General features: G+C 71.6%; 13 protein-coding genes. 9 read left to right on the top strand and 4 right to left on the bottom strand.

Translation table 11 applies throughout. The annotated features are described in order from the left end of the window. From ACWIF2_RS15355 to ACWIF2_RS15380, 6 genes are all read left to right on the top strand, one after another. Positions 1-1,044: a sugar-binding transcriptional regulator gene (locus ACWIF2_RS15355; RefSeq protein ID WP_454360749.1), complete on the top strand. Its 1,044-nt coding sequence runs from the start codon at positions 1-3 to the stop codon at positions 1,042-1,044. 24 nt (positions 1,045-1,068) lie between these two features. Then, on the top strand, positions 1,069-1,422 hold the full coding sequence (locus tag ACWIF2_RS15360) for a barstar family protein (protein WP_454360797.1): 354 nt from the start codon (positions 1,069-1,071) through the stop codon (positions 1,420-1,422). Between the two features lie 108 nt (positions 1,423-1,530). After that, positions 1,531-2,973 (top strand): GuaB1 family IMP dehydrogenase-related protein, encoded by a 1,443-nt coding sequence (locus ACWIF2_RS15365; protein WP_454360750.1) that lies wholly within the window; start codon positions 1,531-1,533, stop codon positions 2,971-2,973. Between the two features lie 332 nt (positions 2,974-3,305). After that, positions 3,306-4,772: an amino acid permease gene (locus ACWIF2_RS15370; RefSeq protein ID WP_454360751.1), complete on the top strand. Its 1,467-nt coding sequence runs from the start codon at positions 3,306-3,308 to the stop codon at positions 4,770-4,772. A gap of 10 nt (positions 4,773-4,782) precedes the next feature. Beyond that, complete coding sequence (locus ACWIF2_RS15375; protein ID WP_003988931.1) at positions 4,783-5,235, top strand: Lrp/AsnC family transcriptional regulator; 453 nt, start codon at positions 4,783-4,785, stop codon at positions 5,233-5,235. Between the two features lie 116 nt (positions 5,236-5,351). Further along, positions 5,352-6,497 carry an MFS transporter gene (locus ACWIF2_RS15380; protein ID WP_454360798.1) on the top strand — a complete coding sequence of 382 codons (1,146 nt, stop codon included), beginning with the start codon at positions 5,352-5,354 and terminating at the stop codon, positions 6,495-6,497. Here the strand turns inward: ACWIF2_RS15380 and ACWIF2_RS15385 are convergent. After that, the gene (locus tag ACWIF2_RS15385) at positions 6,472-7,035 is read right to left on the bottom strand and encodes a Repetin (protein WP_454360752.1); all 564 of its coding nucleotides are present in this window, start codon (positions 7,033-7,035) and stop codon (positions 6,472-6,474) included. The genes ACWIF2_RS15380 and ACWIF2_RS15385 overlap by 26 nt on opposite strands. A gap of 309 nt (positions 7,036-7,344) precedes the next feature. Here ACWIF2_RS15385 and ACWIF2_RS15390 point away from each other — a divergent pair, with 309 nt between their 5' ends. Together ACWIF2_RS15390 and ACWIF2_RS15395 are read left to right on the top strand one after the other, a co-directional pair. Further along, positions 7,345-8,133 (top strand): carbon-nitrogen hydrolase family protein, encoded by a 789-nt coding sequence (locus ACWIF2_RS15390; RefSeq protein ID WP_454360753.1) that lies wholly within the window; start codon positions 7,345-7,347, stop codon positions 8,131-8,133. Between the two features lie 44 nt (positions 8,134-8,177). Further along, a complete protein-coding gene (locus tag ACWIF2_RS15395) occupies positions 8,178-9,875 on the top strand; it encodes a flavin monoamine oxidase family protein (protein ID WP_454360754.1) in 1,698 nt (565 codons plus the stop codon). Positions 9,876-10,069: 194 nt separating this feature from the next. Here the strand turns inward: ACWIF2_RS15395 and ACWIF2_RS15400 are convergent, their stop codons facing one another. Further along, a complete protein-coding gene (locus ACWIF2_RS15400; RefSeq protein ID WP_454360755.1) occupies positions 10,070-10,762 on the bottom strand; it encodes a DUF5995 family protein in 693 nt (230 codons plus the stop codon). A gap of 175 nt (positions 10,763-10,937) precedes the next feature. Here ACWIF2_RS15400 and ACWIF2_RS15405 point away from each other — a divergent pair, with 175 nt between their 5' ends. Continuing rightward, complete coding sequence (locus ACWIF2_RS15405; RefSeq protein WP_454360800.1) at positions 10,938-12,068, top strand: glycoside hydrolase family 6 protein; 1,131 nt, start codon at positions 10,938-10,940, stop codon at positions 12,066-12,068. Positions 12,069-12,120: 52 nt separating this feature from the next. On the opposite strand, the gene ACWIF2_RS15410 is transcribed toward ACWIF2_RS15405, so the two are convergent. Further along, positions 12,121-13,500: a uracil-xanthine permease family protein gene (locus ACWIF2_RS15410; protein ID WP_454360756.1), complete on the bottom strand. Its 1,380-nt coding sequence runs from the start codon at positions 13,498-13,500 to the stop codon at positions 12,121-12,123. A gap of 107 nt (positions 13,501-13,607) precedes the next feature. Next, positions 13,608-14,816: an MFS transporter gene (locus tag ACWIF2_RS15415; RefSeq protein ID WP_454360757.1), complete on the bottom strand. Its 1,209-nt coding sequence runs from the start codon at positions 14,814-14,816 to the stop codon at positions 13,608-13,610. Positions 14,817-14,859 lie beyond the last annotated feature (43 nt).

The raw sequence follows: 14,859 nt of genomic DNA on the forward strand, positions 1-14,859 counted from the left end.
GTGAACAGCAGTGAGGAGATCGCCGTGTCGGGTATGTCGGCGGGCCGGTCAGCCATGCGGATGGGACCCGCTGAGCTGGTGCAGGCGGCGGCCATGGCCCGCCGCTTCTACCTCGAGGGCAAGTCCAAGATCCAGATCGCGGAGGAGTTCGGCGTCAGCCGCTTCAAGGTGGCCCGGGTCCTGGAGACCGCCCTCGAACGGGATCTCGTACGTATCGAGATCCGCGTGCCGGCCGAACTGGACGCCGAGCGCTCGGACGCGCTCCGCGCCCGCTACGGCCTCAGGCACGCTGTCGTGGTCGAGTCCCCGGCCGAGGCCGAGGAGACACCCGACCCCGAGAACCTGGGAGAGGTGGCCGCCGACCTGCTCGGCGAACTGGTCAACGAAGGTGATGTGCTGGGACTGGCCTGGGGCCGTTCCACGATCCACATGGCGGCGGCGCTCGACCGGCTGCCGCCGTGCACGGTGGTGCAGCTGACGGGCGTGTACGACGCCGGGACCGCCGAGCGCGGCTCGGTCGAGGCCGTACGCCGCGCCGCCCAGGTGTCCGGCGGTGACGCCCATCCCATCTACGCGCCGATGCTGCTGCCCGACGCGGCCACGGCCACGGCACTGCGCAACCAGACGGGGATCGCCAGGGCCTTCGAGCACTTCGACAAGGTCACCGTCGCCTGTGTCTCCATCGGCTCCTGGGAGCCCGGCATCTCCACGGTGCACGACATGCTCAGTGACGAGGAGCGCGCGCACTACGCCTCCCTCGGTGTCGCCGCCGAGATGTCGGCGCACCTCTTCGACGCCGACGGCCGCCGGGTCGGCCGCGACCTGGGCGAGCGGTGCATCACCGTCAAGACCCACCAGCTCCGCCGCGTCCCCGAGGTCGTCGCCATCGCGGGCGGACAGCGCAAGGGCCCCGCGATCGACGCGGTGCTGCGGTCCGGGCTGGTCACCAGCCTGGTCACGGACACGTCGGCCGCGGACTACCTGATGACGGCGGGCCCGACGCCGAAGTCCGCGCTCAACAGGGCCGACCCGGACGGAGTCTGACGGATGGTGAGGGAGCCGCAGCAGGTGCCGGACGACCCGGCGGGCCGGATCGTGGTCGTTCTCGACCTCGACGGGGTCACGGACAAGGCGGGCCTCATGGACCGCTGTGCCCGCGACCTGTCCCTGCCCGACTGGTTCGGCCGCAACTGGGACGCCCTCGCCGACTGCCTGGCCGACCCCGCCCTCTGGCCCGAGGGGTCCGAGGAGCGGGGGCTGCTGGTCGTCGTACGGGGCTGGCGGACGTACGCCGAGACGCGGCCCGAGGAGTGGCAGGTCGCGGAGGAGATCTTCGCCGAGGCGACGGACCGGGGACCGGGTCTCTTCGTGACCCTCGGCCTTGGAGCATCCTCCGAGAGGCCCCCTGACCAGCCTGGATGATCCGCTCAGGGACGTCCGGGCCGTCGTCGTGGGACAATGAAGTACGTGCTCTTTCCCCCGGACCGTCCGGTTCGGGGGTCACCTCTGAACGACTGGGATGTGCAGCACGTGCGTTTCCTCAATGACATCCAGCCCGGGTACGACCTGACGTACGACGACGTCTTCATGGTGCCGAGCCGCTCCGCGGTCGGCTCGCGACAGGGCGTCGACCTCAGCTCCCCGGACGGCACGGGCACCACCATCCCGCTCGTCGTCGCCAACATGACCGCCATCGCCGGCCGCCGCATGGCCGAGACCGTGGCCCGCCGCGGCGGCCTCGTGGTGATACCGCAGGACATCCCGAACGACGTGGTCACCGACGTCGTCTCCTGGGTGAAGAGCCGGCATCTGGTCCTGGACACCCCGATCATCCTGTCCCCGCACCAGACCGTCGCCGACGCGCTGGCACTGCTGCCCAAGCGCGCGCACAACGCCGGGGTGGTCGTCGACGAGAACCACAAGCCGGTCGGCGTCGTCACCGACGCGGACCTGTCCGGCGTGGACCGCTTCACGCAGCTGACCGAGGTCATGTCCCGGGACCTGCTGCTGATCGACGCGGACATGGACCCGGGCGAGGCCTTCAACACCCTCGACCACGCCAACCGCCGCTACGCCCCCGCGGTCAACAAGGACGGCACCCTCGCGGGCATCCTCACCCGCAAGGGCGCCCTGCGCGCCACGCTCTACAAGCCGGCCACCGACGCGCAGGGCCGGCTGCGCATCGCGGCCGCCGTCGGCATCAACGGCGACGTCGCGGGCAAGGCCCAGGAGCTGCTGGACGCGGGCGTCGACGCGCTCGTCATCGACACCGCGCACGGCCACCAGGAGTCGATGATCAGCGCCCTCAAGCTGGTGCGCGACCTCGACCCGCGGGTGCCGATCGTCGCGGGCAACGTCGTGGCCGCCGCGGGCGTGCGCGACCTGATCGAGGCGGGCGCGGACATCGTCAAGGTCGGTGTCGGGCCCGGCGCCATGTGCACCACCCGCATGATGACCGGCGTCGGCCGGCCGCAGTTCTCCGCCGTCCTGGAGTGCGCAGCCGAGGCGAAGAAGTACGGCAAGCACGTCTGGGCCGACGGCGGCGTCCGCCACCCGCGCGACGTGGCGATGGCCCTCGCGGCCGGCGCGTCCAACGTGATGGTCGGCTCCTGGTTCGCGGGCACCTACGAGTCCCCGGGCGACCTCCAGCACGACGCGCAGGGACGGGCGTACAAGGAGTCCTTCGGCATGGCGTCCGCGCGTGCCGTGCGCAACCGCACCTCGGAGGAGTCGGCGTACGACCGGGCCCGCAAGGCGCTGTTCGAGGAGGGCATCTCCACCTCCCGCATGTTCCTCGACCCGGCCCGCCCCGGCGTGGAGGACCTGATCGACTCGATCATCGCGGGCGTGCGGTCGTCCTGCACCTACGCGGGCGCCGGCTCCCTGGAGGAGTTCGCCGAGAAGGCCGTCGTCGGCATCCAGAGCGCCGCCGGCTACGCCGAGGGCAAGCCCCTGCACGCCAGCTGGAGCTGACACGCCAACGCCCTTCCGTACGGCCCTCGGTGAACGACCGGGGGCCGTTTCCCGTGTCGGCGCGCGTGTTCCCTCTCAAGGGCCACTGCCTTCTTCTGACGGCCCGTCACGCAACGGTCGACAGCCGTCCCGCAACGAACACCCACCGAGCCCCGAGGAACGCAACGATCTTGCGGGTATGCGCAAGGTTGCTGCATTTCACCAGCAACGCCGATCCTCGTAGGCTGTCGCCTCGTACGTGGCGTGGCAGGGACCCCGCTCGGTGGGGCTCTGCTCAAGAGTTGCCGCTGGTCCCTGCCGCCCCTGACCGGCAGCGATGAAGGAGCCAGCGCGTGCTCGACCAAGGCGCACCCCCGCACAGCAGTAGTCAGACCGCCCCGCCCGCCCGGGGCGTCGGTGCGCGCCTCATGCGTCGCAAGCCGGTGGAAAGCCTGGTCGCCGAGGGTGGCCAGGGTGAGGGAGGGTCGCTGCGGCGGACCCTCGGCCTGTGGCAGCTCACCATGATCAGCATCGGTGCCACCCTCGGCACCGGCATCTTCGTCGTCCTCGGCGAGGCCGTCCCCAAGGCGGGACCGGCCGTCACCCTCTCCTTCGTCATCGCCGGCCTCACCGCCCTGTTCTCGGCCCTGTCCTACGCCGAGCTCGCCGGCACCATCCCGGTCGCCGGATCCTCGTACTCGTATGCGTACGCAACGATGGGCGAGCTGATCGCCTGGGTCTGCGGCTGGTGCCTGGTCCTGGAGTACGGCGTCTCGGTCGCCGCCGTCGCGGTCGGCTGGGGCGAGTACCTCAACGAACTGCTCGACGGGACCATAGGCGTCACCATCCCGGCCGCCCTGTCCGCACCGCCCGGCGACGGCGGCGTGTTCAACCTGCCCGCGCTGATCGTCGTGCTGCTCGCGATGGCGTTCCTGCTGGGCGGCGCCAAGGAGTCCGCCCGCGCCAACACCGTCATGGTCATCGTGAAGATCGCCGCGCTGGTGATGTTCTGCGCCATCGGCGTCCAGGGCTTCCGCTCCGGCAACTACGAGAACTTCATGCCGCTGGGCATGGCGGGTGTCAGCGCCGCCGGGGCGACGCTGTTCTTCTCCTACATCGGCTTCGACGCCGCCTCCACCGCCGGCGAGGAGGCGAAGAACGCCCAGCGTGACCTGCCCCGCGCGATCATGCTGTCGCTGGTCGTCGTCACGGCGCTGTACGTCCTCGTCGCCGCCGTCGCGGTCGGCGCCAAGCCCTGGAAGAACTTCACCGACTCCGAGGCCGCCCTCGCCCAGATCATGCGCGAGGTCACCGGACAGACCTTCTGGGGCACCCTGCTGGCGTTCTGCGCGGTCATCGCCATCGCGAGCGTGGTCCTGACCGTGCTGTACGGCCAGACCCGCATCCTCTTCGCCATGTCCCGCGACGGTCTGGTGCCCAAGGTCTTCTCCAAGGTCCACCCGAAGACCAAGACCCCCCGCGCCAACACCCTGATCGTGTCGCTGTTCTGCGGTGTGCTGGCCGCCGCGATCCCGCTCGGGCAGCTCGCCGACGCCACCAGCATCGGCACCCTGTTCGCCTTCGCGCTCGTCAACGTGGCCGTCGTGGTCCTGCGCCGGACCCGCCCGGACATGCCCCGCACCTTCCGGGTGCCGCTCTCCCCGGTCATGCCGGCGCTGGGCTTCGGCTTCTGCATCTGGATGATGGGCAGCCTCTCGGCCGTGACCTGGGTGGTCTTCGGTGTCTGGATGGCCGCCGGGCTCGTGTTCTACTTCGTGTACGGCTATCGCCGTTCCCGACTCGCACCATCCGAAAAGTGATCAACCCACTGTGCTGAACGATCTCGACGAACGCATCGTGCACGCCCTCGCCGAGGACGCCCGCCGCTCCTACGCCGACATCGGCCAGATCGTCGGACTGTCCGCGCCCGCCGTGAAACGGCGGGTGGACCGGCTGCGCGCCACCGGAGCCATCACCGGCTTCACCGTCCGGGTGGACCCGGGTGCCCTCGGCTGGGAGACCGAGGGGTTCGTCGAGATCTACTGCCGGGGCAACACCTCCCCGGAAACCATTCAGCGGGGCCTGGAGCGCTATCAGGAGGTCGTGGCCGCGTCCACCGTCACCGGGGACGCGGACGCGATCGCCCAGGTCTTCGCCTCCGACATGCGGCACTTCGAACGGGTCCTGGAGCGGATCGCCGGGGAGCCGTTCGTCGAGCGGACCAAGTCCGTGCTCGTGCTGTCGCCGCTGCTGCGGCGCTTCTCGTCGGGATCGCCCACGTAATCCAGCGGCGTGATCGGCCAGACCGGCCTACCATCGGTGTCATGACCTGGCGACATTGATCTCCATCCGCGTCCTGCGACGATCGCCGTGGGCGCCGTACGTCCGGTGTCCGCCGGCTGACCGGCACGCTGTACGGCTACGCGTTCCTCGAGGACTTCGTCCTGCTCTACCCGGTGTACGCGCTGCTGTTCCGCGACACCGGTCTTTCGGTCTGGCAGATCTCCTCCCTGTTCGTCCTGTGGTCGATCACCGGTGTGGCTCTGGAGGTCCCCTCCGGCGCCTGGGCCGACGCCGTCTCCCGCCGGCTGCTGCTGTGGCTCGGCCCGCTGTTCACCGCCGCCGGCTTCGCCCTGTGGACGCTCCTCCCGTCGTACGGCGCCTTCGCGCTGGGCTTCGTGCTGTGGGGCGCGGGCGGAGCCCTCGCCTCCGGCGCGCGTGAGGCGCTGGTCTACGACGAACTGGAGCGGCTCGGCGCCGCCGACCGCTACGCCCGTGTCATGGGCCGCGCCCGTGCGGCCGCCCTGGTGGCCGTGATGGCGGCGATGGGACTGGCCGGGCCTGTGTTCGCCTGGGGCGGCCACACCGCCGTCGGCGCCGCGAGCGTCCTGGTCTGCCTGCTGGCGGCGGCGACGGCGGCCCGGCTCCCGGAACACCGGACCCCGGGTGCCGGGCGGGACAGCTGGACCGCGACCCTGAAGGCCGGGCTCGCCGAGGCCCGCGCCGACCGGTCCGTACGCGGAGCGCTCCTGCTGGTCCCGGCCGTCACCGCCGTGTGGGGCGCCCTCGACGAGTACACACCGCTGCTGGTCCAGGACACCGGTGTCTCCGACGCGCTGGTGCCCTACCTGCTCCTGCTGATCTGGGCGGGCGCCACGGCCGGGGGACTGCTGGCCGGGACGGGCGAGCGCCTGGGCACGAAGGGCCTCGCGGCGCTGCTCGCGTGCGCGGCACTCGCCCTGGCCGTGGGTGCCGGGGCCGGCACCCCTGCCGGAATCGCCCTCGTGGCGCTCGCCTTCGGCGGCTTCCAGGCGGCGAGCGTGCTGGCCGACGCCCGGCTCCAGCAGCGCGTCGACGACACCGGCCGGGCCACCCTCACCTCGGTCGCCGGCCTCGGCACGGACCTGGCCACGGTCGCCGTGTACGGCGGCTACGGGGTACTCGGCACGGCCGGCGGACACGGCACGGCCTTCGCGTGGTTCGCCGTGCCGTACCTGGTGACCGCGCTGCTGCTGGCTGCTAGAGGTCGGGCTGCCAGGGGATGACCGAGAAGTCGCCGGTGCCCTTCTTCACCTTCTCGAAGGGCGCGGAGCCCACGCACTTGGGCAGGTCCTTCGTCTCGACCGGGGAGCCCGTCGCGGCCCAGCTGTAGCCGAGCCGGTCACGGTGACCGAGGTCGTGCACGGTGATCCCGACCCGCTTGCCCTTCGCGCCGGGCAGGTCGGAGGAGGTGATGACACCGGAGACGACGGCCACCTTGCCGCCGGTGACCAGGCAGTCGACCTTCGCCTTCGCCCGGGCGCCCTCGCCGTTCAGATAGTGGCTCCACTCGAAGGTGCCGGTGGCCTTCGTCGGGTCGGCCTTGTCCTTCGCGGCCAGATGCGCGTCGAAGGAGAAGGTGATGTCGTCCCCGGCCGAGCGGTACAGCTTGGCCTTGCCGGTGAGCGCGGCGGCCTCACGGGCCTGCACCGGGGAGCCGGAGCCGGAGCCGGAGTCGGAGGACGCGGCGGCGGAGGCCGCCGCGGCGGTCGCGGTGAGCAGCAGCGCGGCCCCGAACACGGCGGTCTTCGTACGGCGGTTCATGGCGGTCCTTTCCGCAAGGGGAAACAGGTCGTCGGAACGCTCACCACTGTCCCGGCGCGGCGCCCGCGCCACATCGCTCCGGGGACGTGACCCCGCCTCCGCCGCCCGGCGGGGGACCGCCGCACCGGTCTGCACCCGTGGGTGGACCGACGTACGACCGCAGGATCGCAACGAATCGCCGCCGAGCCCTCGAGGGACGCAATGATCAGCTCACCGGCGCGCAATGGCTGCTCCTTGTCCGGCCGAGCCCGCCGACCGTACCGTCTATCAGGCCCCCGAAAACCCTCCGCGTCCCGGTGAGGAACACGCATGCGCACCGCCCTGCTCCAGAGCTCCGGCCGCCCCGGCTCCACCGCCGAGAACCTCAAGGTCCTCGACGAGGCCGCGGGCCGGGCCGCCGCCGCGGGCGCCGGGCTGCTCGTCACATCGGAGATGTTCCTGACGGGGTACGCGATCGGCGACGACATCGGCCGCCTCGCCGAGCCCGCAGACGGAGACTGCGCGGACGCCATCGCCGAGATCGCGACCGGCCACGGCCTGGCGATCGCCTACGGCTACCCCGAGCGGGCGGGCGACGCCGTGTTCAACTCGGCCCAGCTGATCTCCGCCGACGGCACCCGGCTCGCCAACTACCGCAAGACCCACCTCTTCGGCTGCTTTGAGCGCGACCACTTCACCCCGGGCGACCAGCCGGTCGTCCAGTCGGAGATCGACGGTCTGCGCGTCGGCATCCTGATCTGCTACGACGTGGAGTTCCCGGAGAACGTCCGCGCCCACGCCCTGGCCGGCACCGACCTGCTTCTCGTCCCCACGGCCCAGATGCACCCGTTCCAGTTCGTCGCCGAGTCGATGATCCCGGTGCGGGCCTTCGAGAACCAGATGTACGTCGCGTACGTCAACCGGGTCGGCCGGGAAGGCGAGTTCGAGTTCGTGGGGCTGTCCACGCTCGCCGGGCCCGACGGGGTGGCCCGCACCCGGGCCGGACGCGGCGAGGAGCTCGCCCTCGCCGACGTCGACCCGGCGCTCCTCGCCGCGTCCCGCGGGGCCAACCCGTATCTGCTGGACCGGCGCCCGGGCCTCTACGGGTCGCTCGCCTGATCCCCTCACACCTGTTTGTATCTTCTGCAAGGAGTCCGTACCCCATGACGTCCACCGTGCCCAACGCCGTCGAGCACGCAGACGCGCAGCAGCCGCCGATCACCATGTTCGGCCCGGACTTCCCGTACGCCTACGACGACTTCCTCGCCCACCCGGCGGGTCTCGGGCAGATACCCGCGACCGAGCACGGCACGGAGGTCGCGGTCATCGGCGGCGGCCTGTCCGGCATCGTCGCCGCGTACGAGCTGATGAAGATGGGCCTCAAGCCGGTCGTGTACGAGGCGGACCAGATCGGCGGCCGGCTGCGGACGGTGGGCTTCGACGGGTGCGACGAGTCCCTCACGGCCGAGATGGGCGCGATGCGCTTCCCGCCGTCGTCCACCGCGCTACAGCACTACATCGACCTGGTCGGTCTCCAGACGCAGTCCTTCCCCAACCCTCTCGCGGAGGCGACGCCGTCGACCGTCGTCGATCTCAAGGGCGAGTCGCACTACGCCGAGACCGTCGCCGATCTGCCCCAGGTCTACCGGGACGTCGCCGAGGCCTGGAACAGGTGCCTGGAGGAGGGTGCCGACTTCTCCGACATGAACCGGGCCCTGCGCGAGCGGGACGTCCCGCGCATCCGCGAGATCTGGTCCCGGCTCGTCGAGAAGCTCGACAACCAGACCTTCTACGGCTTCCTCTGCGACTCCGAGGCGTTCAAGTCCTTCCGGCACCGCGAGATCTTCGGCCAGGTCGGCTTCGGCACGGGCGGCTGGGACACCGACTTCCCCAACTCCATCCTGGAGATCCTCCGGGTCGTCTACACCGAGGCCGACGACCACCACCGCGGCATCGTCGGCGGCTCCCAGCAGCTGCCGCTGCGCCTCTGGGAGCGTGAGCCGGAGAAGATCGTCCACTGGGCCCACGGGACCTCGCTCGCGAGCCTGCACGAGGGCGGCGAGCCCCGCCCTGCGGTGACCCGGCTGCACCGCACGGCAGGCAACCGCATCACGGTCACCGACGCGCGCGGCGACATCCGCACCTACCGGACGGCGATCTTCACCGCCCAGTCCTGGATGCTGCTCTCGAAGATCGACTGTGACGACTCGCTCTTCCCGATCGATCACTGGACCGCGATCGAGCGGACCCACTACATGGAGTCCTCGAAGCTCTTCGTGCCCGTCGACCGGCCCTTCTGGCTCGACAAGGACGAGGAGACCGGCCGGGACGTCATGTCGATGACGCTCACCGACCGTATGACCCGCGGGACCTACCTGCTCGACGACGGCCCGGACAAGCCCGCCGTCATCTGCCTCTCCTACACCTGGTGCGACGACAGCCTGAAGTGGCTGCCGCTGTCCGCGAACGAGCGGATGGAGGTCATGCTGAAGTCGCTCGGCGAGATCTATCCCAAGGTCGACATCCGCAAGCACATCATCGGCAACCCGGTGACCGTCTCCTGGGAGAACGAGCCCTACTTCATGGGCGCGTTCAAGGCCAACCTGCCCGGCCACTACCGCTACCAGCGGCGCCTGTTCACGCACTTCATGCAGGAGGAGCTGCCCGAGGACAAGCGCGGCATCTTCCTCGCCGGCGACGACATCTCCTGGACGGCCGGCTGGGCCGAGGGCGCCGTCCAGACCGCACTCAACGCGGTCTGGGGCGTCATGCACCACTTCGGCGGCACGACCGACCCGACCAACCCGGGCCCCGGAGACCTCTATGACGAGATCGCGCCGGTGGAACTCCCGGAGGACTGACGGGCTCGGGCCCTGCGAGCGGTCCGACCGAGGCGTGAGCGCACCCGCCGCACCCGCCGCACCCGCCGCACCGGTCGTGGCCGCGGGCGCCGGCCGGCCTCCGGTGCGGGAGCGGCGGTGCCGGCGTCGTCGTCCGGCCCGCCGGCCGGAGGTCTGCGTCGGATCACCATGGCGATCACGGCGTTGGATCATCTTTACAACGGCGTGAGCAGCATGCGCCCCGCGAGGCCAGCCGCCGCGTCCAGGTGCTCGGTGAACTCCCGGGCCACCTCGGGGAGTCCGCGCAGTGCCCACAGGGCCCGGGCCGCCGTCCAGGAGGCGTCCCGGGCGCGGTCCAGGCTCCAGGAGCCGAGCAGATGGGTCAGCGGGTCGGCGATCTGGAGGAGATCGGGGCCCGGCATCAGATCTTCGCGGATGCGCTCCTCCAGCGAGACGAGGAGATCGCCCACCGTGTCGAACTCGTCCTCCAGGTCGGCGGGTGCGCAGTCGAGCGTACGGCAGGTGTCCACGACGGCCAGCGCGAGATCGTGCCCGATGTGCGCGTTGATGCCCGCGAGGGCGAACTGCAACGGCCGTACCCCGGGATGGCGGCGGAACTGGAACAGCGGTCGCCAGCAGGCGGGTGGGCGCCGCTCTCCGGCCGCCGCGTCGACCGCCTCCAGGTACCGCTCCGCGAACCGTACGTCCAGCGTGATCGCGGCATGCGGGTCCGCGAACCGCCCGGTGTCGACGTACCGGTCCACCACCTCCGTCACCGCCAGGTAGACGCGGTTGAAGACCGCCACCCCGTCCCGGGGGTGCAGTGCCGCATCGAGGGCGCGCATCCGGGAGATGACCCCGTCGACCGGAGTGTCCACGGCTGAGGGGACTTGTTCGCATCGCGGCATGCGGGCAGAGTCCCAGCTCTAGGCTGGCCGGAGTACCGGCTGGCCCGGCGCTTCCCCGAAACGGGGGAACGCCGCCCGCCGCAGGGGGAGGGGGAGCAGCACCGTGTCAGGCTTACGTGCCCAGCGCCTGGCCGCCCGCAGGGCCGAGCGCAGGCGCGCCGCCCGGCGCGGCGCGATGGTCGTGGCGGCCTCCGTCGTGGTCGCGGCCGGTGTGGTCGCCGGGGCGCTCTCCGCGGTCGAGGACCGGCGATCGTCGGCCGAGGCCCGGCCCTCCGGGGTGTCCGCCTCGCCCCGTCTGGCGCCCCTGCCCGCTGTGCCGTCGGTGTCCCCATCGGTCTCCGAGGCCGCCTCGCCCACACCGTCTCCGACGAAGAGCGCCGTCCCCGCGCCTTCATCCCCGAGGGCCGAGACCAAGGAGCAGAAGACGGCCGATGCCGTGACCGGGCGGCTCTACCGCCACCCCGACTCCCAGGTGCTCGACTGGATCCGGGCCCACGACGGCGACCCGCGCCACGAGGTCATCGCGTCCCGCATAGCCGACCGGCCGGCCGCCGTCTGGTTCGCCGACTACTCCCCGGACACGCTCACCGCCCGGGTCGCCGCGGTGACGTCCGGCGGCGCGGCACAGGGCCGGGTGCCCGTCATCGTGCCGTACGCGATACCCGGCCGGGACTGCGGCGGCCACTCCCAGGGCGGAGCGCCCGACCTGGACGCGTACGACGCCTGGATCGACCGGTTCGCGGCCGGGCTGGGCTCCGGCGAGGTCATCGTCGTCCTGGAGCCGGACTCGGTCGCCCAGACCGAGTGCCTCTCCGCCGGTGACCGCGCGGACCGCTTCGCCTCGCTGGCCCGGGCAGGCCGCGTCCTGAAGGCCGCCAACCCCCGGGCCCGCGTGTACTTCGACGCGGGACACTCCGGCTGGAACGCGCCCGGCAAGCAGGCGGCATGGCTGCGGCAGGCCGGTGCCGCCTCGCCCGAGTCCTCCGACGGGATCTTCAGCAACGTCTCCAACTTCCACACCACCGCCGACGAGGTCGCCTACGACCGGCGGGTCCTGGACGCCCTCGGCGGCCCGGCGGGCCTGGGCGCCGTCATCGACACCAGCCGCAACGGCAACGGCGCCCCGGCCGACGGGGAGTGGTGCGACCCGTCGGGCCGCAAGCTCGGCCGGGCCCCGACCCTCGGCACCGGCGAGGCCCGGATCGACGCCTACCTGTGGGTGAAGCTCCCGGGGGAGTCGGACGGCTGCAAGGGCAGGCCGGGGACGTTCACGGCGTCCTACGCCTACGAGCTGGCCTCGCCGTAGCCCGCGTTCTCGCCCCGCCGTAGGACGCTACGACCTCGTCCCGCCGTAGGAGCTAGGGCTTGCCCTCGTCGTAGGACGAGGTGCCCTCGTCCAGCAGCGGATGCTGTGTCTTCAGATGGGCCGGGGCGAAGGCCCGCAGGGCGTGGTAGCCGGTGATGACGACGATCGTGCCGAGCGCGATACCGCTCAGCGAGAACGTGTCCGTGAACTCCATGGTGACGTTGCCGACGCCGATGATGATGCCCGCCGCCGCGGGGACCAGGTTCAGCGGATTGCGCAGATCCACCCTGGCGTTGAGCCAGATCTGGGCGCCGAGCAGGCCGATCATGCCGTACAGGATGACGGTGATGCCGCCGAGCACCCCGCCCGGGATCGCCGCGACGACCGCGCCGAACTTCGGGCAGACGCCGAACAGCAGGGCGAAGCCGGCGGCGGCCCAGTAGGCGGCCGTCGAGTAGACGCGGGTCGCGGCCATCACGCCGATGTTCTCGGAGTACGTGGTGTTGGGCGGGCCGCCGACCGCGGTGGACAGCATCGAGCCGACGCCGTCGGCCGAGATCGCCGTGCCGAGCCTGCTGTCCAGCGATTCGCCGGTCATCTCGCCGACCGCCTTCACATGCCCGGCGTTCTCGGCGACCAGCGCGATGACGACCGGCAGGGCGACCAGGATCGCCGACCACTCGAAGGACGGGCCGTGCAGCGTCGGCAGCCCGATCCAGTCGGCCTTGTCCACGCCCGAGAGGTCGAGCCGCCAGTGGTCGGTGACCTTGCCGCTCGCGTCCACCGAGTGGATCTTGCCGAAGACCAGGTCGAACACCCAGGAGATGCCGTATCCGAAGACCAGCCCCAGGAAGATCGCGATCCGGGACCAGAACCCGCGCAGACAGACGACCGCCAGACCGGTGAACAGCATCGTCAGCAGGGCCGTCCACTGGTCCTGCGGCCAGTACGTCGAGGCCGTCACCGGCGCCAGGTTGAAGCCGATCAGCATCACCACGGCGCCGGTCACGATCGGCGGCATCGTGGCGTGGATGATCCGCGCCCCGAACCGCCGCACGGCGAGCCCCACCAGGAACAGCGCGGCCCCGACGACGAAGACCGCGCCGGTGACGGTGGCGCTGCTGCCGCCCTGCGCGCGGATGACCGCCGCCACGCCCACGAAGGACAGCGAGCAGCCCAGGTAACTGGGGACGTGGCCGCGGGTGGCCAGCAGGAACACGACGGTCGCGACGCCCGACATCATGATCGCGAGGTTGGGGTCCAGGCCCATCAGGACCGGAGCCACGAAAGACGCCCCGAACATGGCCACCACGTGCTGGGCGCCGAGCCCGGCCGTGCGGGGCCACGAGAGCCGCTCGTCGGGGCGGACCACCGCGCCGGGCGCCGGGGTGCGTCCGTCGCCGTGCAGTTTCCAGCGGACGCCGAGATCCATGGTGCGGTATCGCTTTCGTCGTGCGTGCGAGTGTCCGGACCATTGTCGGGGTGCGTCAGGAGCGGCGGTGACCGGGGCTGACCAGGACGGCCGGGCCGGGTCTCCGCTCAGGGCCGCGGGTCGGGAACCGCCGCCGTCTCAGGGCGGCTGATCTTCGCCCGGTCGCCCGGGCGCAGCACCCGCGCGAACGCCACCAGGCCACAGGACAGCAGCGTCACCAGGCAGAACGACACCATCAGGCTGGTCGCCTGGGCCAGCATGCCGATCGCGCTCGGCGCGATCAGGCCCGAGGTGTACGTGATGGTCGCGACGCCCGCGATGGCCAGGCTCGGGTTGGAGCCGCTGCGGCCCGCCGCCGCGAAACACAGCGGTACGACGACCGCGATGCCAAGCCCCATCAGCGCGAACCCGCTCATGGCCACCGCCGGATGGTCCGCGACCACGATCAGCAGACCGCCGAGAACGGCGAGCACACCGCTGACCCGTACGGTCCGCACGGCACCGAAGCGGTCCACGATCCTGTCGCCGGCGATCCGGGCGATGGCCATGGTGAGCGTGAAGCCCGTGGTGCACGCCGCCGCGAGACCGGCCGAGGTCTCCAGCTGTTCGCGCAGATAGACGGCCGACCAGTCCAGGCTCGCGCCCTCGGCGAACACCGCGCAGAACCCGATCGCGCCGATGAGCAGGGCCGAGCGGGGCGGCAGTGCGAATCTAGGCGGCGGCTCCTCGTCCTCGGCGGGCTGGAGATCGAGCACCCACTGGCAGGCCGCCACACCGATCACGGTGAGGACCGCGGCGGCCAGCACATGATGCAGCCGGGCGTCCGAGCCGAGGTGCGCGGCGAGCGTGCCGGCGGCCGAGCCGATCAGGGCACCCGCGCTCCACATGCCGTGCAGCCCGGACATGATCGACCGGCCGAGGCGGTTCTCGACCTCGACGCCCAGCGCGTTCATCGCCACATCCGCCATGCCCGCCGTCGCGCCGTAGGTGAACAGGGCCAGGCAGAGCGTGAGCAGGTTCGGGGCGAGGGACGGCAGGACCAGCGAGAGGGTCCACAGGGCGATCAGTCCGCGCAGCGCGTTGCGGGCTCCGAACCGGTGGCTGACGCTGCCGGCCAGCGGCATGGCGACGGACGCGCCGAGCGCCGGGAAGGCGAGCGCGATCCCCAGCTGCCCGGCGCTCACGCCCGCGTGGTCCTGGATCCAGGGCACGCGGGTGGCGAACGAGCCGGTCACGGCGCCGTGCACGGCGAAGACGGCGGCCACGGCGTACCGGGACCGTTTCACCTCGCGCAGTTCGTCGACCACGTTGCCCATTCTGCGGTCCCCCTCCAGGTCTCTGCCGCGATCACGTCATGCG

Source organism: Streptomyces sp. NPDC055506, assembly GCF_053643595.1.